Origin of the sequence: Actinopolymorpha cephalotaxi (genome assembly GCF_013408535.1) — a bacterium.
Classification (GTDB): domain Bacteria; phylum Actinomycetota; class Actinomycetes; order Propionibacteriales; family Actinopolymorphaceae; genus Actinopolymorpha; species Actinopolymorpha cephalotaxi.
On sequence record NZ_JACBZA010000001.1, the window covers coordinates 4,246,031 to 4,264,882 of the forward strand.

An 18,852-nucleotide genomic window follows, 5' to 3' on the forward strand; every position below is an offset into this window, starting at 1 on the left:
GTTGGGTTCAGTCGTCGGTGGGCTCGGGCGTCACGGTGACGGTGGGCAGCTCGGCCACCCGGAGCCGGGCCGAGCCGTAGGGCAGCAGCCGCAGCTCCATCACCGGCGCCCGGGTGGGCACCGGGCCGGCCGGTGGCGGGCCGGCGGAGTTGGCCCGCATCCGCCACTGCCGCAGCGGGGCGCCACGTCCGTGCACCACCACCGGAGCCGCGTCCGCGGCGAACGGCACCGCGCCGACCGGCCGGCGCTCGACCGGCCAGGAGTCGATGCCGTTGGTGCCGGCGGGGTCGTCCACGCAGGCACCGAGGTTCCAGAACGTACGGGGCATGATCTCCCACTCGGCGAGCCCGGCATGGTCGGGCACGGGACGCCAGATCTCACCGATCGCGTGCACCAGCACCAGCGGGCCGAGCCGGAAGCCGACCGCGCCGTTGTCCCGCGGCACGGTCCGCACCCGCATCGGCAACCGGAGGCGGACCACGTCGCCGTCGGCCCACGCCCGCCGCACGGTGACGTAGCCGTCCTCGTCCGGCGTGACCGGCATCGGCTCCTCCGCCACGGTCAGGCTCGGATCCCGGCACCAGCCAGGGATCCGCAGCCGCAGCGCGAACTCCCGCGCCACCGGCGTACTCACCCCGATCTCCACCACCTCGTCGAAGGGGTAGCTGGTACGGACGTCCAGCCGCACCGGATGGCCGGCCACCTCCGCGTCGACCTGGCAGGGCGCGTAGGAGACCGCGGCCAGGGTCTGGTCGTCGCCCAGCATCCACAGCGACCGGACGAACTTCGGCCAGCCCTGGTGGAGGTTCGCGGTGCAGCAGCCGAAGTGGGGTTCGAGGCCGAAGACGTTGGCGTCGGGCCCGCTGAAGCTCCAGTCGCGGTCGGCGAAGGAGACCAGCACCTGGTTGGCCTGCTGGTGGTACTGGTGCGCGAGCATCCGCGGGTCGCTGGAGGCCGCGAGCAGGTTGAACGCGGTCTGCTCCAGCAGGTCGGCGTGGCTGCCGTCACCGAGGATCCGCACCACCTGCTCGAGGCTGAACATCAGCTCGACCACCAGGCAGGTCTCCACGCCGTGGTGCGGCTCGCGGCCGCCGAGCCACTCATCGCCGGAGAAGCAGCCGTGCACGAGCCCGTGCAGCCGCATCAGGTTGGCCAGCATGTCCCGCGTCTGCTCCGCACTCCGGCGAGCGGCATCCTCGCCACCGTCGACCAGCGCGCCGACGGCCGGCGTCTTCAGCCCCATCGCGACGTTGACCCCGTGGGTCAGGTGGCGGAACGCCGGAGCGGGCCCGGCGGGCAGGTCGCGGGTGAGGAACGTCGCCCAGTCGTGGGTCTGGGCCGCCAGCAGCCGGCCCAGGTCGAGCAGCCACTCCTCCCCCGTCCGGTCGTACAGCCACATGACGGACAGCACGTTGTCCGCGCCGCGCGCGCGTCCCCAGCCGTGCAGCGGACGCTCCGGCAGTGCCCGCGCCTGGAACGTGAAGTACCTGTGCAGGAACGGCGGCACGCGGTCGTCACCGGTCGCGTCGCCGTATTGCGTGAGGACCTTCAGCGCCACCATCCGCGGCCACCAGTCGTCGTCACCCGATGGGCCGAAGGAACCGTCGTCGCGCTGACTCGCCAGGATCGCCTCGATCCACTTCTGTGCCCTGGCCTTCAGCTCGGCGTCGTCCAGGACGTACGCCAGCGGTATCAGCCCGTCGAGGTAGTAGGGCCCGCGCTCCCAGCCCTCGCCGTCACCGCCGAGCCAGGCGCTGTCCGGTCCGACGTCGGGCCAGACGTCCTCCAGCCGCCCGGTCTGGCCGTCGGCCTGTAGCCGCAGTTGGTCGGCGAGCCAGCCGCGGGGCCGGATCGCACCCAGGGGGAGTTCGGTGAGCCGGGCCCGGCCACGCGCGTTCGGCACGGGTCAGCCCTCGACCGGCCACTCGGCGGGCTGGAGCGGCGCTCCCAGGCGTTCGCAGATCTCCCGCCACCGCTCGACCATCCCGGCCGCCCACAGGTGCGGACGGAAGCCGAGCCGGAGGTAGGTGTGCAGCGCCGGAAGGCGGTGGTCGTCGGTCTGCAGATAGACGCACTTCGCGCCGACCTCGACCAGGCGTGCGGTCGCGGCGGCGGTGACCGCGCGTCCGAGTCCGCGACCGCGGTGGTCCGGATGCGCGGCGATCCAGCCGACCTCGTGGCCGTTCGGATAGAGGTCGGGCACCGGCCTGCGCTGCGACATGCCGGTCGCGACGACCGTGCCGGTCGGCGCGTGCACCACCAGGTGCCAGCCGTCGGGGACGACGGTCTCCAGCGTCTCGCCGAGCTTGCCGTCGTCCCAGGTGCCGAGCTCGACCCGTGCCATCAGCTCCCGGAACGCGGGAACGTCCTGGTCAGGATGGCCGTGGCGGAGGACGTACCCGTCCGGCAGCCGGCCGGCCTCGGCACCGGGTAACTGCCCGGCAGGCCAGAGCATCCGCAACTGCCGCGGTGGTTCCCCCTCGGTCCAACCGCCTTCTCCAGCCATGCGCACCTCCTGCTTGCGTGACGTACCGCGTCCATGACGTTCGGGCCAACCTACCCGGACGCGCCGACATCACCCGCAGGCACCGAGAACGCGAAGGTCCCCGTGCACCGCGGCGACCGCCACGGAGCACGGGGACCAGGCCCGGAATCCAGGCACGTGAGCCACGTGGGCTCAGCGACCTCTCGCGGTCAGCGTTCCCCTCCCAGCAGCAGGGAGTTGAACAGCAGCTTGTACGAGCCGTGCGCCTGCGCCCGGTGCTGCACGCTGGTGCCGAGCAGGACCACGCGCCCCTTGCCGTACGTCACGTCGGCCACGGCCGCCTTGCCGGCGATCAGATCCTCACCGAGCAGCCAGCCGCTGCGCAGAATCTTCTCCTGCGGGTAGGTCACCGGCGTGCTGACCGATCCGGCGTCACCGGTGACCGTGAACGCCGGGCTGGTCGAGGAGTACGCGTCCAGCTTCTCCGGCAGTCCCCAGGTCACCGGCGTGGTGGGCTGCACGTTCGTCGCCACCACCGAACCCGGCGAGTAGTACTTCGTGGACGGCACTCCCTCGGTGACGTCGGTGACCGGGAAGTCGCCGAACGCCTGGATCGGCAGCTGGGCGGCGTCGTTGACGGTGACGAGCGTCCCGCCGTCCTCGACGAACTTCTTCAGGTTGGCCACCCCCGCGGCCGTCATGCCGCCGGTGTACTCGGCCGGAAGGGAACCCGCGCGCAGGCCGTTTAGCATCCGGGAGTACGTCGCGTCCGGCAGCACCAGCACGTCGTACTTGTCCGCCAGCGAGCCCGCGCGTACGTCGGCGTCGTGCACCTGGGCGTACGGGAACCTGAACTGCTCCAGCACGTAACGGGTCCAGCCCTCGTCGGAGTTGCCGCCCCAGCCGTGGTAGAGCCCGACCCGGGGCCGGGTGACCGGGACGGTCTTCGCGGGCGCGGTGTCGACGCCGGCCACCGTCAGCCCGAGGCCGCGGGCCTGACCGCGCACCTTCGCCTCGCTCGAACGGCCGGCCGGGACCAGGAACGTGCCCGCCGGCCAGCTGCCCTGGTCGGTCTGCACCGCCTCGGTCGTGCGGGTCACCTTCTCGTTGGAGCGCAGCAGGTTCATCGCGGCGGTGTAGGAGTCGTTGACCCGCGGGTCGAGGGCGTACGCGTAGCCCGGCGTGCTGCTCGGCATCCTCGGCGCGGGCACGTTCGCCCACGTCACCTGCCGGGACGGCACGTCGATCCTCGCGTCGACCTTGTCGACGTCGACGCCCATCTGGTACGGCAGCGTCCAGCCGGCCATGTCGTACGGGCGTTCCGGTGTGCCGTCGGGGTTGCGCCGGTCGGGATAGGTCTGCGGGTTGAACAGGTCGGTGACGTAGGGCCGGAACGGCTGCGCCTCCCGCACGATGTAGCTGCCCGCGGGGTAGCTGCGGTCGCCGACGCTGAACGCCTTCTCCGCCTGCTCGACCTCGACGTCGCCCCAGCGCAGGACGTTCACCATCTTGGCCGCGGTGGCGAAGTCGGTCTGGTCGGCCGGGATGACGTACGCGACGTTGCCGCCCGCCTCGATGGCCTGCTTCCCCATCCGGTAGGCGCCGTACAGCCAGCCCTCCCGGTCGGTGGCCGCGGTGTTGAGGTAGGCCCAGCCGGTCGACTCGATGTAGGAACAGCTGTCCTTCAGGTGCCACCAGCCGCCCTTGTAGGGGCTCGGGTAGAACGCCGACGGCTCCGACGTCGACACACCCTGGTAGGGGAACTCCTTCGGGAACTTCGCCGGGTCCTCGAACTTCGGCGTCGCCGAGGCGTGCGCGGTCTCGCTGAGCAGGCCGATCTGGTTGTGGAACGCCGGCACCGAACGCAGTCCGCCGTTCCACCACTGGTCGTACTGCTGGCGGGACACCGCGCCGACCTTGCCCTCGCGGTCCAGCCGCTGGGTCATCGCGTCGCCCATCAGGTTGATGCCGCGGATCACCTCGGCCGGGATGTTTGGGTTGCTCGGGTCCTTGAACGGCGGGATGAAGATCCGCGCCGGGTAGGCCGCCGTCTGGTGGGTGTTGTAGACCATCTGCGGGTACCACTGGTGCCACAGGACGTTGCCCTGGTTGCGGGTCTCCTGCAGGTTGAACATGAACCAGTCGCGGTTGTCGTCGTGGCCGGCGTACTTCTGGTACAGCTCCGGGTAGCTCGAGTCCTGGTAGGGCCCGCCCACGTGGTCCATGTACCACTTGGAGACGTGCGTCGTCCCGTCCGGGTTGACGTTCGGATTGAACAACGTGATGACGTTGTCGCGGATCGACTTCGCCTCCGCGGTCTCGCTGCGCACCAGGTCGTAGGCGAACTTCGGCGCGGTCTGAGTCGGCGCGACCTCGGTGGAGTGGATGCCGAAGTCGACCCAGGCGACGGTCTTGCCCTCCGCGGCGAGGTCCTTGGCCTGCGCGTCGGTGAGCCCGCGGGCGTGTGCCAGGCGTTCGGCGATGTCGCGGTACTTCTTCAGGTTGTCCGGGGTGAGGTTGTCCGGCGCGGACACGATGCCCAGTACCTGGTCGCGGCCCTCGGAGGTCTTGCCGATGTTCATCATCTGCAGCCGGTCGCTGGCCTTGTCGAGCGCACCGAAGTAGCCGGTGATCTGTTCGTAGGTGGCCAGCTTGTAGTCGGTGCAGGGCTCGAAGCCGAGCACCGAGGCGGGGGTGGGCAGGTTGTCCTCGCGCGGGTCGCTCGCCTGTGTCAGCGACCCGGATGCGGACGGACCGACGACGGCGGCCAGCGCCGCGACGAGCGGAACCACGAGTCCTGCTTGAAGTTTGCGTCGCATGCGTACCTCAAGACACCGGTAGGTGGAGCACTCAGGACACGAGGAGGGACACCTCGGCCATGGAAGGTGATCAATCTAGGGACCGGCGCGCTGAGTGACAAGGCCATGTCTCAACGTGGCCGAATGACTGTCACGTTGTCCCCTACAGTGGGGCCTCATGCGCCACGGCATCGTGATCCTGCCCGAACACCGCTGGTCCGAGGCCGCCCCGCGGTGGAGACGTGCCGAAGAGTACGGATTCGACCACGCCTGGACCTATGACCACCTCGCCTGGCGGAGCCTGGCCGACGGGCCGTGGTTCGGCACCGTCCCGACCCTGACCGCCGCAGCGATGGTGACCTCGCGGATCAGGCTCGGGACCTACGTCGCCTCCCCCAACTACCGGCATCCGGTGCCGTTCCTGCGCGACGTCCTCGGCTTGGACGACATCAGCGCGGGCCGGTTCCTCCTCGGCCTCGGCTCCGGCGGCACCGGCTTCGACGCCACCGTGCTCGGCCACGACACCTTGTCCCCGCCCCAGCTGGTCGCGCGGCTGGGAGAGTTCCTGGAGTTGCTGGATCGGCTGCTGACCGAGGACGACGTCAGCTACACGGGCGACTACTTCACGGCCGTGAACGCGCGCACGAGACCCGGCAGCCTGCACGACCCGAGGCTTCCGCTCCTCGTCGCCGCGAACGGCCCCAGGTCGATGCGGCTCGCGGCGCGGTACGGCCAGGGCTGGATCACCTACGGCAAGGGCGGTCAGGGCGGCCCGTCGCAGTGGTGGCGGGGGGTCGCGGAGCTGGCCGACCGCTTCGACAACATCCTCGCCGAGAGCGGCCGTGACCCGGCCACGGTCGACCGCTACCTGTCCCTGGACAGCGACGACCGCTTCGCGCTGTCCAGCGTGGAGTCGTTCGCCGACGCGACCGGCCGGGCCGCCGAGTGCGGCTTCACCGACGTGGTGGTGCACTGGCCGCGGCCCGAGGGCATCTACGCCGGCGACGAAGCCGTACTGGAGAAGGTCGCGAGCGACTACCTGTCGGCCCCTCAGGCTCCGTAGGCGACCTGACCCAGAAGCGCCGTGAGCTCACCGGCGTCGGGCTGGGCGTCGGTCCCACCGGCTGTCCGGGTGGACAGCGAGCCACACCCGGCGCCCAGCGCGAGGCACTCCCCCAGCTCGGCGCCGTTCAGCAGGCCGTGCACGAATCCCGCGTCGAAGGAGTCACCGGCGCCGGTGGTGTCGACGACGTTCATGTCGTACGCCGGAACCGCCGTGTCCTTGCCGTCGCGGACCGCCAGCGCGCCGTGCTCGCCGCGCTTGACGACGATCGTCCCGCCCGGTCGCATCAGGTCGCTGAGCGCGTACGCCGCGCGGAACGCCGGCAGCCCGCCGGTGAGGTGCTCCGCCTCGGCCTCGTTCACGAACACCACGTCGACGTGGCCCAGCAGTGGCAACAGGTCGGTCCAGCGTTGCGCGGGGTCCCAGTTCGGGTCGAACGACGTGGTCAGCCCGGCGGCGCGGGCGTCGTCGAACAGCGCCGGGAGCTCCGGGCGCAGGTCCCTTTGCAGGAACACGCTGCCCACGTGCAGGTGCCGGGCGCCGTGCAGGAGCTCCGCCGGCACGTGCGCGCGCCGGGTGGCCCCGATGCTGCCTGGCGCGGTCAGCAGCGCCCGGTCGGCGCCGGTGTTGAGGATCACCGTGACACCGGTGGGTGTGCCCGGGTCGACCACGACCGCGGAGGTGTCCACGTCCCGTTCACGCAGGGCGTCTCGTACGACCTCGCCGAACATGTCCGCCCCTACCACGCCGACCATCGTGGTGGCGTGCCCGAGCCGGCGTACGCCACAGGCGAAGATCGCCGACGACGACCCCAGCGTCACCCGGCACTCGTCCACGATCTGCTCGTGCTGGCCGAACGTCGGGACGGCGTCGGCGCCGGACACGATCACGTCGACGTTGAGCTCGCCGACGACGAGGACCTCGGTGGGTTCGGGCATCGGCGAAGCGTAACCGAACCGCCTGCGCGCGGTCGGGCGGCAGCGGGCCCGGTGACCGGGTACGGCAGGCGGTGGCAGATGGCGGACACACCGGCTTGACCCGGGCAGGTGCGGTGAATACGTTGCGCAGACGTCGGCAGTGGTGCTCGTTCGCAGGGACGGTTTCCCAGATGACGTTGAGCCGCAGGGGTTTCCTCGGCCGTTCCGCGGCGGGCCTGTCGGCGGTCGCAGCCGGCTCCGTGCTGGCCGGGTGTTCCTCGGGTTCGGCCCCCGAGGGGACCGTGGTGTCCAAGCCGGTCGACGGCAAGCTCAACGTCACCTGGTGGAGCCACAACAACCCGAGCTTCGTCACCGCCAACACCACGATGATCAAGCGGTTCGAGGCCGAGAACCCCGGCATCCACATCGTCTACCAGTACTTCCCGTACGACGTGCTGGCCCGCAAGCTGCAGGCCGCCTACCGCGCCCGCAACGTCGCCGACATCCAGCAGATGTTCGGCACCTGGGTCACCGAGTACGCCGTGAACCAACTGCTGGACGAGGTTCCGTCCTCTCTGTCCGGCAGCGAGCCGACGTCGAGGTTCTGGCCCGCGGCGGTCGGCGCCTACACCCACAGGGGAAAGCTGTACGGCGTTCCACACGAGTACAACCTGGAGAACGGCGGCATCCTCTACAACCCGAAGCTGGCCCGGAAGGCCGGCATCACCGAGCCGCCCGCGACCTGGGCCGACCTGGTGGAGGCCGGCGAACGGCTGACGAGGATCGACTCGAAGGGACGCGCCGACCAGGTGGGGTACGCCTTCACCGGCAACGACTCCATCACGTTCACCTTCCTGTCGATGATCCTGCAGCTCGGCGGCGACTTCTGGGCCGACGACGGCGTGCACGTCGACTTCCACAGCCCGCAGGCGCGTAAAGCGTGGATTGACGAGACCGAACTCGTCACCAAACACAAGGTGGACAACACCACGTGGTACACCGGCGACCCGTACACGATGTTCTTCCGCGGCCGCGCGGCGATGGCCCACCAGGGCCCGTGGGTGGTGGCGTCCGGGCGCGCGGACTTCCCGAAGTTCACCGACCTCGCCTACATCGCCGAGCCGCCCTACGCCGGTGACACGCTGAAGTTCGCCGCCGAGTCCGGCTGGGGCGAGGTGGTCAACGCGAAGGCGGACCCGAAGGTACGCGAGGCGGCGTGGAAGTTCGTCGGCTTCATGGCCCGCCCGGACAACGCCCGGATCTGGAACCTCACCTCCGCCACCGTCCCGGCGCTGAAGGAGTTGCAGGACGACAAGCAGATGCTGGCCAAGGCGCCCTACCTGAAGGTGCCGTTCGGCGTCCTGCCGCACGGGAGGTGGGTCGGCCGGGTGCACGACCGGGACGAGTTCTGGACCTACATCCACGACGCGTTCGTCAGCGTCGAACTGCACCGGCAGGACCCGGTGACCGCGATCGCCGAGGCGGAGAAGCAGATCAACCTGATGATCGACGAGAAGATCGGGCCCTGACATGGCGGCCACGACCACGCCCACCACCACACCCCCGGCGGCTTCGCGTACAACGACCAGCCTGCCCGGGCGGCGGCGCCAGCTTGCCTTCGTGTACGGCTGGCTCGCGCCCATCCTCGCGTTGTTCGCGGTCTTCTCGCTGGTCCCGATCGGCATCGCGGTCTGGCTCAGCCTGCACAGGTACAACCAGCTCGCGCCGGTCTCTCCGTTCATCGGCCTGCGCAACTTCACCTACGCTTTCACCGACGATCCGGCGTTCCTCAACTCTCTCGCCGTCACCGGGAAGTACGCGCTGGTCGCCGTACCGCTGAACATCGTGCTCTCGCTGGCAGTCGCGCTCGCCCTCAACCACATCACCCGGCTGCGGGCGTTGTTCCGCACGGTCTTCTTCCTTCCCGCGATCGCGTCCGCGGTGGCCGCATCCCTTGTGTGGGTGCCGATCTACGACCCGCAGGCGGGCTGGCTGAACGCGGTGCTCAACCTGCTCGGGCTGTCCGGGAAGTCCTGGCTCGGCGACCCGGGCACCGCGTTGTGGTCGGTGATGGTCACCTCGGTGTGGCAGGACCTGGGGTTCAACGTGATCGTGTTCCTGGCCGGGCTGCAGGCGATCCCGCTGGACTTCTACGACGTGGCGAAGGTGGACGGCGCCGGGGTGGTGTCCCGCTTCCGGCACGTGACGCTTCCGTTGTTGCAGCGTACGTTCGTGTTCGTCTTCTGCCTGACCACGATCGGCTACCTGCAGGAGTTCACCCGTATCCAGGTGATGACCGCCGGCGGGCCGCTGCGGTCGAGTGAGACCGTCGTCCTGCACATCTACCAACGTGCCTTCGGCGACTTCCAGCTGGGGTACGCGACGGCGATGTCGCTGATCCTGATGCTGATCATCCTCGTCATCGCGCTGGTCCAGATGCGCATCCTGCGTTCCCGTTGGGAGTACTGATGGCGAGTCCGCTGACCAGCCGCGTCCCGGCGGCGTCGCCCACCCCGGCTTCCACGTCCGCGGCGGCCCGGGGCGGGCGGCCCCGTCGCCGCTTCGGCGGACCCGGGCAGATCGTGCTGTACGTCGTGCTGAGCATCGCGGCGATCGGGTTCGTCGCGCCGTTCGTGCTGATGGTGAGCAACTCGCTGAAGACTGCGCAGGAGATCATCCAGGTCCCGCCGAGCCTGTTGCCCGAGCACCCGACGTTCGCGAACTTCGCGTTCGTGTTGCAGAACTCGCCGTACCTCATCTGGTATCGCAACAGCCTGCTGGTGGCGGTGGCGGTGACCGCCCTGACGTTGTTCACAAGCTCGATCGCGGGCTACATCTTCGCGAAGTTCGCCTTCCCCGGAAAGAACGTCCTCTTCGTCGTGCTGCTGTCCACGATGATGATCCCGGCGCCGGTCCTGCTGATCCCGAGCTACCTCGTGATGAACTTCCTGCACCTGCTGAACACCCTGTGGGCGCTGGTGGTCGGCAGCATCGTGAGCGCGTTCGGCATCTTCTTGATGCGGCAGTTCATCGCGGCGATCCCGGACGACCTGGTGGACGCGGCCCGGCTCGACGGCGCGGGCGAGTTCGCGATCTACTGGCGGGTGATCCTGCCGCTGACCGGACCCGCCCTGGCGGCACTCGGCATCTTCACCTTCCTCGGTTCGTGGAACGACTACCTGTGGCCGCTGATCGTGATCAACGACCAGGACAAGATGGTCGTCCCGCTGGCGCTGACGTACTTCAACAGCCAGCACGCGCAGCGCTCGGACCTGGTGATGGCGGCGGCCACGATGGCGGTCGTTCCGGTCTGTGTGGTCTTCTTGTTCTTCCAGCGGCGGATCGTGAACGCGTTCGTGCTGACCGGAATCAAGTAGGCCGGGATCAAGTGAGGCGGGTGGCGTCGTCCATGTCGGGGATCAAGGTCGTGCTGATCGGCGCCGGCAGCACGGTGTTCACACCCGGCCTGCTGGCCGACCTCGCTGCCTCGCCGGTGTTCGACGGCGCCGAGGTGCACCTGGTCGACATCGAGGAGGACGCGGCCACCACGATGGCCCGGCTCGGCCGGCGCATCGCCGCCGAACGCGGGGCCCGGCTCACCGTCGAGGCGCACGTCGACCGGCGGGAGGCGCTTGCCGGAGCCACGCTGGTCGCCACCACCATCGCGGTCGGCGGTGCGGACGGATGGCGGGCCGACCTGGACATCCCGCTGCGGTACGGCATCCGGCAGACGGTCGGCGACACGGTGGGGCCGGGCGGGGTGCTGCGCGCGTTCCGGCAGGTGCCCGAGCTGGTGCGGATCGGCCAGGACGTGGCCGACCTCGCTCCGGACGCCTGGCTGGTCAACTACGCCAACCCGCTGACCGCCAACGTACGGGCGATCACCGGCTGGGCGCACCCGCGCACCATCGGCCTGTGCCACGGCACGATGCACACCCGGTCCATGCTGGCCCGGGTGCTCGGGGTGCCGCGGGAGGAGGTCACCGCGGTCTTCGCCGGGCTCAACCACCTGTGCTGGTTGCTGGAACTCCGCCACGGCCGGGAGGACCTCCTTCCCCGGTTGCGGACGATGGTCGAGGAGGTCGCCGCGAAGGGCGACCGGGACCACCCGCTGGGCGAACCGGTGACGGCGGACCTGCTGGACGTCTTCGGCCTGTATCCCGCGCCCGGTGACCGGCACGTGGCGGAGTTCTTCGGGTGGTACCTGCGCGGTGAGGCGGCGAGCCCGTCCGGCGAGCTGCCGTGGGGGCTGCAACCCGGCCTTGACGCCACCCGCTCCTACATCGACGAGAAGTCCGACCTGTGGGACAAGTTGCACGCGCAGGCGTCCGGCGCGATGCCGCTGGACGCGGTGTCGGAGGGTCAGGAGGCCGAACGACTGGTCGCGATCGCCGAGGCGCTGTTCACCGGTCGCGAGCTCCTCGAGCTTGCCGTCAACGTCCCGAACGCGGGCGCGATCGCGAACCTCCCGAGCGAGGCCGTCGTCGAGGTGCCCGCGGTGGTCCGCGCGGCCGGCGTGACCCCGCTGGCGGTGGGTGACCTCCCGCCCGCGCTGGCGGCCGTCCTCACCGAGCGCAGCCTCCAGCAGGAACTCACGGTTCGGGCGGCGATCGAGGGATCCCGGGAATTGGCTGTGCAGGCGCTGGCGTTGGACCCACTGGTGCCGAGCCCACAGGTGGCGAAGGCGCTGCTGGACGACGCGATCGCCGGCCACCGCCCGCTGCTGGACTCCTTCGCTTCCTGAGGAGCCCGCGCTCATCGAGGAGTTGACGTGCCGCACCGCCCCGAGCTCGTCGTGTTCGATGTCAACGAGACGTTGACAGACCTCTCCCCGCTGCGGGACCGGCTCGAGTCGGTGAGCGCACCGCGCCACCTGCTGGACTCGTGGTTCGCCGCGACCCTGCGCGACGGGTTCGCGCTCACCAGTGTGGGTGCGTACGCGGACTTCGCCGACGTCGCCAAGGCGGCCTTGCGTACCGCGTTGGCGGGTCTCGGCGCCGGCTTCGCCGACGAGGCGAAACGCGAGGAGGCGGTGGCGGAGGTTCTGTCCGGCTTCCCTGCTCTCGACGTACATCCGGACGTTCCGGCCGGGCTGCGCCGCCTGCACGGGGCCGGGGTGCGGCTGGTGACGCTCACGAACGGGTCGGCGGAACTGTCGCGCGGTGCGTTCGAGCGAGCCGGCGTCCTGGACCTGTTCGAACGCCGGCTGTCGGTGAGCGAGCCGCGCCGCTGGAAGCCCGCCCCCGAGCCGTACCTCTGGGCGGTCGGCGAGTGCGGCGTGCCCGCTGACCGCGCGGCACTGATCGCCGTTCATCCGTGGGACACCGACGGCGCCGCTCGCGCCGGGCTGACCAGCGCATGGATCGACCGGTCCGGTACGCCGTTCCCCGCCGTCTTCCTCTCCCCCGACGTCACCGGCCCGGACCTGCCCGCCGTCGTGGAAGCCTTGCTCGCACTCGACCAGGCCTGAATCCGTCTGGTTACCCGGGACTGCCCGGGCGTGCTGTCAGAACGGTGGCAGGTCATCCTCGGCCAGCAGTGCTCCGGCGGTGGCGGGTTCCGGCTCGGCCGGCACCACCGGGTCGGTGAGGGAGGGTGCTCCGCTGACGTACTGGCGTCCGAACGGGTCGGTGAGGGTGTGCTCGCCGGGGCCGGTCTGCTGGAGTTTCCAGTCGCGTTCGGTTTTGGCCTTGTGGTGGCGTGGGCACAGTGGCGCGATGTTGTCGACGGAGGTTTCTCCGCCGTCGGCGTACTCGGTGTTGTGGTCGAGGTGACAGGTCGCGGCGGGTCTTCGGCAGGTGGTCCACACGCAGCGCTGGTCGCGGGCATGGACGAGCTCGGCCTGTAGTCCGCGCAGGAACCTCGCCGGGATCGGATGCAGGTGAAGTAACCGTCCGGTGACGGGGTGGGTGACCCCGACACTGAAGCGGGCTTCGGGGTTGGTGAGGTTGTTCGCCACGATGCGTTCGGCGATCTCGGTGATGATCGGGCCGAACCCGCCGAGCTCACCGGGCCGGGTCGAGAGTCCCATCAGCGTGGTGAGTGGGATGTTCATTTGGACCTTCGAGCGCGTTCGTATCGGCCCCCAGCTCGGCTGCGAGGACGACCAGGGCGGCCGTGGTGGTGCTGTCGGATCGTCCACGGGCGGGTCGACCGGCTCGTCGGGTCGGCGGTTCTGCTCGGGGATCTGCCCCGCCGCTTGTTGACCGGCGGCCGGAGCGGCACTGTCGGCGGCGGTCGCCTCCTCGGTGGCTGGTCCCTTTCCGGCTGCTTCCTCACCGGCTTCGTGTGCGGCGGTGTCGTGCACGGTGGAGCAGTTGCAGGGGGTGTAGTCGGCTGTGGCGTTCGCGGTCCCGGCGGGAGCGCAGTCACCGCAGTCACAGGCGGCGCGGTGCAGGTCGTGGTCGGGATACCGGTGAACGGCACACGAACCCTGCTCGTCCTCGGTCTGCTCGGACTCTTCCTGGGCCGCCTGGGTCCTGCGCGGCCTCGTCTTGCGCCCGGTCTTGGTCGGTGTGGTTGTCGGTGGCTGTGGGGGCGGAGCAGTCGACGATGTCGGCCATGCCGGTGAGCAGGGAGGCAGCGACGTCGGCACGGAGTTGGCCGAGTTTGCGAGGGTCGCCGCCGGACTTCACCGCACGCGCGATGGCGTCGATGTTGCCGTACGCCTCCGCGGCCTGGTCCGCGGACAGTCCTCGGATGCCGAGGTCGGCGACACCGTCGACGGACGGCCAGATCGCCACGTCACGGTCCGACCTCTTGGCCTTGTGCCGTTTCGCCGCGGCGTCGGGGTCGGCCTTGAGGGTCTCGGCCTCGACCTTGGCCCGTAGCAGCCCGCCGCGTAGTTCGAGGACTTTGGGAAAAAGGGCGGCCTCGATCCCATCCCACAGGTCGGGTTTGGCGTCGGTGATCCGGTCCACGATGACGCGGACCTCGTCGAACTCCAGAAGTCCGCCTGCCAGAGCCTCATCCACCCGCGGCAGCCTGGGCAGGGTGGTCGCGATCGCCACGTACTGGGACGCGCGGTAGGCGGTCCACCCCAGCAACGGCTCCAGGAGCACAGGAGTCATCGAGTCCGCGGTGAACCTGCGCCCGGCCGCATCGGTACGCATACCCGGATCGGCGTGGGCAAGCTCGTTCACCCCCGTCAGACAGCGGGACTCCGCCCAGCAAACCAGCCGCCGGGTCCCCTTGACGTACTCCTCCAGCTCCCACCCGTTGCACGCGGCCAGGTCGACCGAAGCGATCGCCACCGCCAACTCCGGCCCACCCGGCAAATCCTCAAACCCCGCAGGCAGCACCCGACGGCCACCCAGGTCCTCACCCGGGTGGCCGTCGAAGCACTCACCGTCATCGCTCATGTGTTCGAGTCTACCGGACAAGATCGGCTTTCTCTAGCGGGAAATCGCTTACTCACAACGAAAATCGAGGAATTCTTGTCCAACTCATCGAGCCGTGCACCAGGTCAGATGAAGGCCCAGGACGACCTGCCGCCGCCCGTCAAGACATGGTTGTCAGCTGGTACCGCTGATGGAGCGGCACCAGCCGGCCAGTCGTACATCAGGAAGGGAAGTGAATGCGCACGAGGTTGCGGCCGCGCACGGTGAAGACGTCGCCGGAGTCCTCGTCAACCGCGAGTTGCGGTTCGTTGTACCAGTCCCCCGCGAGTCCGGACACCAACGTCGTCGTGGTGGCGTCGGGGTTCACCCGGGCCAGCACCTGGGTGGTCACCGAGAGCACGGAGCCGGCCCGCACCGCGAGGTAACCAGGACCCCCGGCCGGTATCCGGCCCGAACCGACCACTGTGCGGGCGACCGGATCCGCCACCAGCAACACGCCCTGCGCCGTGACGCCGTACAGCAGCCCGTGATGGTGCACCAGGCTGACGTACCCGGTGGCGCCGGGCACCGCGGTCCATGTCCACACCACCTGGCGGGACGTCAGGTCGAAGCCGAGCAGCACCGCCTCCTTCGCCACCGGCGGCGCACCGTCCACCCGGGTGTCGGTGCCGAGATAGGCGAGGTCGCGATGGCTCGCCACCGCACCGACCGACTGCCCGGCGGCGAGGTCGTCGTACCGATCGATCCCACCCGAGCGCACGTCGACGACGGCGAGCGCACCACCGGGTATGCCGTACTCATTGCGTACGCCGATCAGCAGCAGCCGACCGGGCGGATGCAGACGCATCGAGCGGGGCCGGTTGGCCAGGCCGCCGATCTCGCCGATCCTGACGACACTCGCCGAGCGGTGGTCGTACGCGTCGACCAGCGCGCCCGGATAGATCGCCATCACGGTCCGGTCGCGTACGGGGGCCATCGACTTCGCCTCACCGTCCACCCGCAGCCGCCGGCTCGTGTCCCGGGACAGATCGTGCACCTGCAAGCCGAAGTTGCCACCGACGAGCACCTGGCCCGGCCCGTCGTCGTCGACGTACGACACCGACTGCGGCGGCTCGGGCCCGGGCCTCAGGCCGACGTCAACGAGGTCGACGACGTTCACCCCGCCACCGTTGGCAGCCCCGGCAGCGTCGTACGTCCACCACAGCCCGGCACCGGAGGCGCCGCGCACCACACCGTCGCGGACGAACACACCACGCGTCTCCTCCGCGGCGACAGCGACGGCGAGCCGGGTGAGCGTGCCCGTGTCCAGCCGGTACGCGTAGAGCGCGCCGCTCGGGCGGGCGGTGAAGTACACGGTGTCGCCGTCGATGGTGATCGCGTCGATCGTGCGTTCACCGGTGGAGACGACGGTGTGGTGCGCGGGGTCGGCACGGTCGATCACGACGAGCTGACCGTGGGGCTCGGTGCCGGCCACCACGTGGTCGGCGCCGACCACGACGTCGTAGACGAACGACTCACTGTGCAACGACTCCGGCAGGATGTCGGTCCGGGTGCCGGTCACCGGGTCGATCGCGACCAGCCGGGCGGACGTGCCGGTCCCGGCGTACACGGTGCCGTCCGAACCGACCGCGACACAGCGGACGTACTGCAGACCTGGCGCCGCCTGACCGAGGTCGCGGAAGACAGGGCTACCGGAGCCCGTGGGATCGATCTCATAGACCCTGCCGCCCGGGAACGTACCTGCATAGATCTTCCCGCTCGGCGAGGCGGTCAGGTCGAACGCGTACTGCTCGTTCCCCAACCGGCCAAGGCGTTCCACCACACCGGTGGCGAGGTTCAGCCGGTGGATGTCCGCGACGGAGTACATCCCCGCGTACACCGATCCGCCGACCGCCGCCGTGCCCCAGCCGCCGAGTCCGGTTGTCAACTCGTGGTTGGCAACCACCTTCCCGGTGCGCAGGTCGTACTCGGCGAGAATCGGTGGCTCGAGGCCGCGGGTCACCACGAAGCCACTGTCACCGGCGACCGTCGCCCCGACGATCGGAGCGCCCAGCACCGCCGGGCCGAGGTCGGTGATCATCGGCGAGGCCCCCAGCTGTGCAGTCGAGGTGGCGTGTGCGGGCATCGCACCGGCCGGAAGCGACGCCACGACCGCGCCGACCCCGGACGCCCCGGCCGCACCGAGTAGTCGTCGCCTGGAGATGCCGTCGTGTTTGCGTTCGGGCGTGGTCATCGAGAGCCTTCCAGTCCGATCCGGACGAGGTTGCGTCCGCGCAGTGCGTACAACGCGGAGCCGTCGGGTGCGGCCGCGATCATCGCGCCGCTGTAGCTTTCGGTGTGCAGGTCGTCGACCACCGTCATGGTCGCAAGGGTGGACCGGTCGACCCGGAACACGTGGCGGATGTCGGCTCCGTAGATGGTCCGCCCGACCAGCACCAGTGCCGGTGCGCCGGTGGCCACCTGCGCGGTCCGCAGCACCTGCCGACGCCGCGGGTCGTACTCGAACATCAGCCCGGTGTCGGTCACGCCGTACACCCGGTCTCCGGTGGCCACCAGGTCGACGATCTCCCTGGCGCCGGGCACGGGAACGAGCTCGTACGTGACGGAGCGGGAGGCCAGGTCGAACGCCGCGAGCTTCGCCTCCGGCGCCCGCGGCGTCGTGCCAAGCCCGTTGCGGATACTGCTGCCCAGGAAGACCGTTCCGTCCTTGATCGCGACCGACCGCACCGACTGGTCGGGCACGACGCCGCGGTACACCGACAGGTGCCCGCCGACAGGATCGTAGAGGCCGAGCGCGCCGCCGTACCTGCCGTACTCCGGTTGGGTTCCGACCGCGAGCAGCCCGTCGCTCGGTGAGTACGTCGCGTCCAGGGGACGGGTCTGGTCGTTGCCGAGGGTCGTCACCCGGACGGGCCCTGCGCCGGGCGACATCCGGAACAGGTAGGCCAGCGTGTAGACCGACAGCCACACCTGCCCGCGCACAGGCGTCATCGCCTTCGCCTCACCGGGCAGGAACACCCGCTTCGACGTGCCCGTCGCCAGGTCGTGCACCTGGACTCCGGCCTTGCCGCTGACGTAGACGCGGGGCCCGTCGGTGGCGATCGCCATCGCGAGTTCGGGTGCCGGCGGCATGCCCGCCTGGGTGATGTCGACCCCGTCGTACTCCCCCGTGTCGAGGTCGTAGCTCACCACGTTGCTGGTGAGGATGCCGCGCAGAACGCGTCCGTCGAGGACGATCCGGCCGAAGTACGCGCCGTCGTAGGGAACCAGCAGCGAGGTGAGCGAGCCGGTGTCCCGGTCGTACTTGTAGAGCGTGCCGGACGGGCGGGTGCCGAAGTAGACGTCGTTGTTCGCCGCGTCGATGGTGATGGCGGTGATGTAGGAGTCGTTCGGCGCCTGCACGACCTCGTAGTGCGTGGGGTCGGCGGTGTCGATCAGCAGCATCGTGCCGGTCGCGGACAGTCCGGCCGCGAGGAGGCCGTCCTCCAACGCGAGGGTCGCGACGAACGTACGGTCGGCGAACTCCGGAGGCAGGATGTCCCTGCCGGCACCGGTCACCCGGTCGATGGCCATCAGATGTGCGTGCGCCCCGACGCCGGCGTAGATCGTGGTGTCGTCGACGGCGATGCTGCGGACGTACTGTTCGCCCGGCACCGCCGTTCCGTAGTCGCGCTTCGCGCCGGTCGCGGGGTCGTACTCGAAGACCCGGCCGCGCGGGTACGTCCCGCCGTAGACCTTGCCGTCCGGTGAGGTGTCCAGCGCCCAGATGAAGTCGTCCGGCCGGACGTCGGCGACCTTCGTGACCGACGTGCCGGTCGTGTCCACGCGGTAGAGGTCGCCAGGTGCGTACGTGCCGACGTAGAGGTCGGCGCCCACGGCGGTCGTCGCCCACGCGCCCTGCCCGGTTGGCAACGTGTACCGCTGGGTGACCCGCTTCTGTGCCGGGTCGTACGCGCCGACGACGGTCGGGCTGACCCCGCCGGTGTTGACGTAGATGCGGTCGCCGATCGGCTCGGATCCGTTGAGGACGGTGACCTCGGACGCCGGGCCGAGGTCGGTGATCGTCGGCGCGACCTGAGGCGCTGCTGCCGACGCGTGCGCGGGCCTCGCGCCGGCCGGAAGCGCTGCCGCGACCGCGCCGACACCGGCTGCCCCGGCCGCACCGAGCAGTCGTCGCCTGGAGATGCCCTCGGGTGCGCGTTCGGGCGTCGTCATCGGTTGCCCTCCAGTCCGATCCGAACGAGGTGGC

14 protein-coding genes are annotated in these 18,852 nt (G+C 70.1%); 6 read left to right on the top strand and 8 right to left on the bottom strand.

Going from position 1 to position 18,852, the window contains the following annotated elements; translation table 11 throughout:
* Window positions 1-7 precede the first annotated feature (7 nt).
* The 3 genes from FHR37_RS18760 to FHR37_RS18770 all read right to left on the bottom strand — a co-directional run bounded on the left by FHR37_RS18760 (window position 8) and on the right by FHR37_RS18770 (window position 5,304).
* Window positions 8-1,903 (bottom strand): beta-L-arabinofuranosidase domain-containing protein, encoded by a 1,896-nt coding sequence (locus tag FHR37_RS18760; protein ID WP_092881055.1) that lies wholly within the window; start codon window positions 1,901-1,903, stop codon window positions 8-10.
* Between the two features lie 3 nt (window positions 1,904-1,906).
* Complete coding sequence (locus FHR37_RS18765) at window positions 1,907-2,506, bottom strand: GNAT family N-acetyltransferase (RefSeq protein WP_092881053.1); 600 nt, start codon at window positions 2,504-2,506, stop codon at window positions 1,907-1,909.
* Between the two features lie 188 nt (window positions 2,507-2,694).
* The gene (locus tag FHR37_RS18770; protein WP_092881051.1) at window positions 2,695-5,304 is read right to left on the bottom strand and encodes a M14 family metallopeptidase; all 2,610 of its coding nucleotides are present in this window, start codon (window positions 5,302-5,304) and stop codon (window positions 2,695-2,697) included.
* A 157-nt stretch (window positions 5,305-5,461) separates the two neighbouring features.
* Between FHR37_RS18770 and FHR37_RS18775 the strand changes: the two genes are divergently transcribed.
* Window positions 5,462-6,346: an LLM class flavin-dependent oxidoreductase gene (locus tag FHR37_RS18775; RefSeq protein ID WP_092881049.1), complete on the top strand. Its 885-nt coding sequence runs from the start codon at window positions 5,462-5,464 to the stop codon at window positions 6,344-6,346.
* Here FHR37_RS18775 and FHR37_RS18780 read toward each other — a convergent pair.
* Window positions 6,334-7,284, bottom strand: coding sequence for a carbohydrate kinase family protein (locus FHR37_RS18780; RefSeq protein WP_092881047.1), 951 nt, complete (start codon window positions 7,282-7,284; stop codon window positions 6,334-6,336). The two genes, FHR37_RS18775 and FHR37_RS18780, sit on opposite strands and share 13 nt — an antisense overlap.
* Window positions 7,285-7,454: 170 nt before the next feature.
* On the opposite strand from FHR37_RS18780, the gene FHR37_RS18785 reads away from it, so the two are divergent.
* The 5 genes from FHR37_RS18785 to FHR37_RS18805 are packed head-to-tail and all read left to right on the top strand — an operon-like array spanning window position 7,455 to window position 12,733.
* Entirely contained in the window at window positions 7,455-8,792 is a 1,338-nt protein-coding gene (locus tag FHR37_RS18785; RefSeq protein ID WP_092881046.1) for an ABC transporter substrate-binding protein, read from the top strand.
* Window position 8,793: 1 nt separating this feature from the next.
* Entirely contained in the window at window positions 8,794-9,732 is a 939-nt protein-coding gene (locus tag FHR37_RS18790; protein ID WP_092881044.1) for a carbohydrate ABC transporter permease, read from the top strand.
* Entirely contained in the window at window positions 9,732-10,640 is a 909-nt protein-coding gene (locus tag FHR37_RS18795) for a carbohydrate ABC transporter permease (protein ID WP_092881042.1), read from the top strand. The genes FHR37_RS18790 and FHR37_RS18795 overlap by 1 nt, the downstream gene beginning before the upstream one ends.
* Before the next feature lie 20 nt (window positions 10,641-10,660).
* Window positions 10,661-12,007 (top strand): family 4 glycosyl hydrolase, encoded by a 1,347-nt coding sequence (locus FHR37_RS18800; protein WP_092881040.1) that lies wholly within the window; start codon window positions 10,661-10,663, stop codon window positions 12,005-12,007.
* Between the two features lie 27 nt (window positions 12,008-12,034).
* Window positions 12,035-12,733, top strand: coding sequence for a haloacid dehalogenase type II (locus FHR37_RS18805; RefSeq protein WP_092881038.1), 699 nt, complete (start codon window positions 12,035-12,037; stop codon window positions 12,731-12,733).
* Between the two features lie 36 nt (window positions 12,734-12,769).
* Here the strand turns inward: FHR37_RS18805 and FHR37_RS18810 are convergent, their stop codons facing one another.
* The 4 genes from FHR37_RS18810 to FHR37_RS18825 all read right to left on the bottom strand — a co-directional run bounded on the left by FHR37_RS18810 (window position 12,770) and on the right by FHR37_RS18825 (window position 18,818).
* Window positions 12,770-13,318, bottom strand: coding sequence for an HNH endonuclease signature motif containing protein (locus FHR37_RS18810; protein ID WP_092881036.1), 549 nt, complete (start codon window positions 13,316-13,318; stop codon window positions 12,770-12,772).
* Between the two features lie 322 nt (window positions 13,319-13,640).
* Entirely contained in the window at window positions 13,641-14,624 is a 984-nt protein-coding gene (locus FHR37_RS18815; protein ID WP_139238815.1) for a DUF222 domain-containing protein, read from the bottom strand.
* A 199-nt stretch (window positions 14,625-14,823) separates the two neighbouring features.
* Window positions 14,824-16,836: an SMP-30/gluconolactonase/LRE family protein gene (locus FHR37_RS18820; protein ID WP_092881034.1), complete on the bottom strand. Its 2,013-nt coding sequence runs from the start codon at window positions 16,834-16,836 to the stop codon at window positions 14,824-14,826.
* Entirely contained in the window at window positions 16,833-18,818 is a 1,986-nt protein-coding gene (locus tag FHR37_RS18825) for a PQQ-binding-like beta-propeller repeat protein (RefSeq protein ID WP_092881032.1), read from the bottom strand. The genes FHR37_RS18820 and FHR37_RS18825 overlap by 4 nt, the downstream gene beginning before the upstream one ends.
* Window positions 18,819-18,852: the final 34 nt, after the last annotated feature.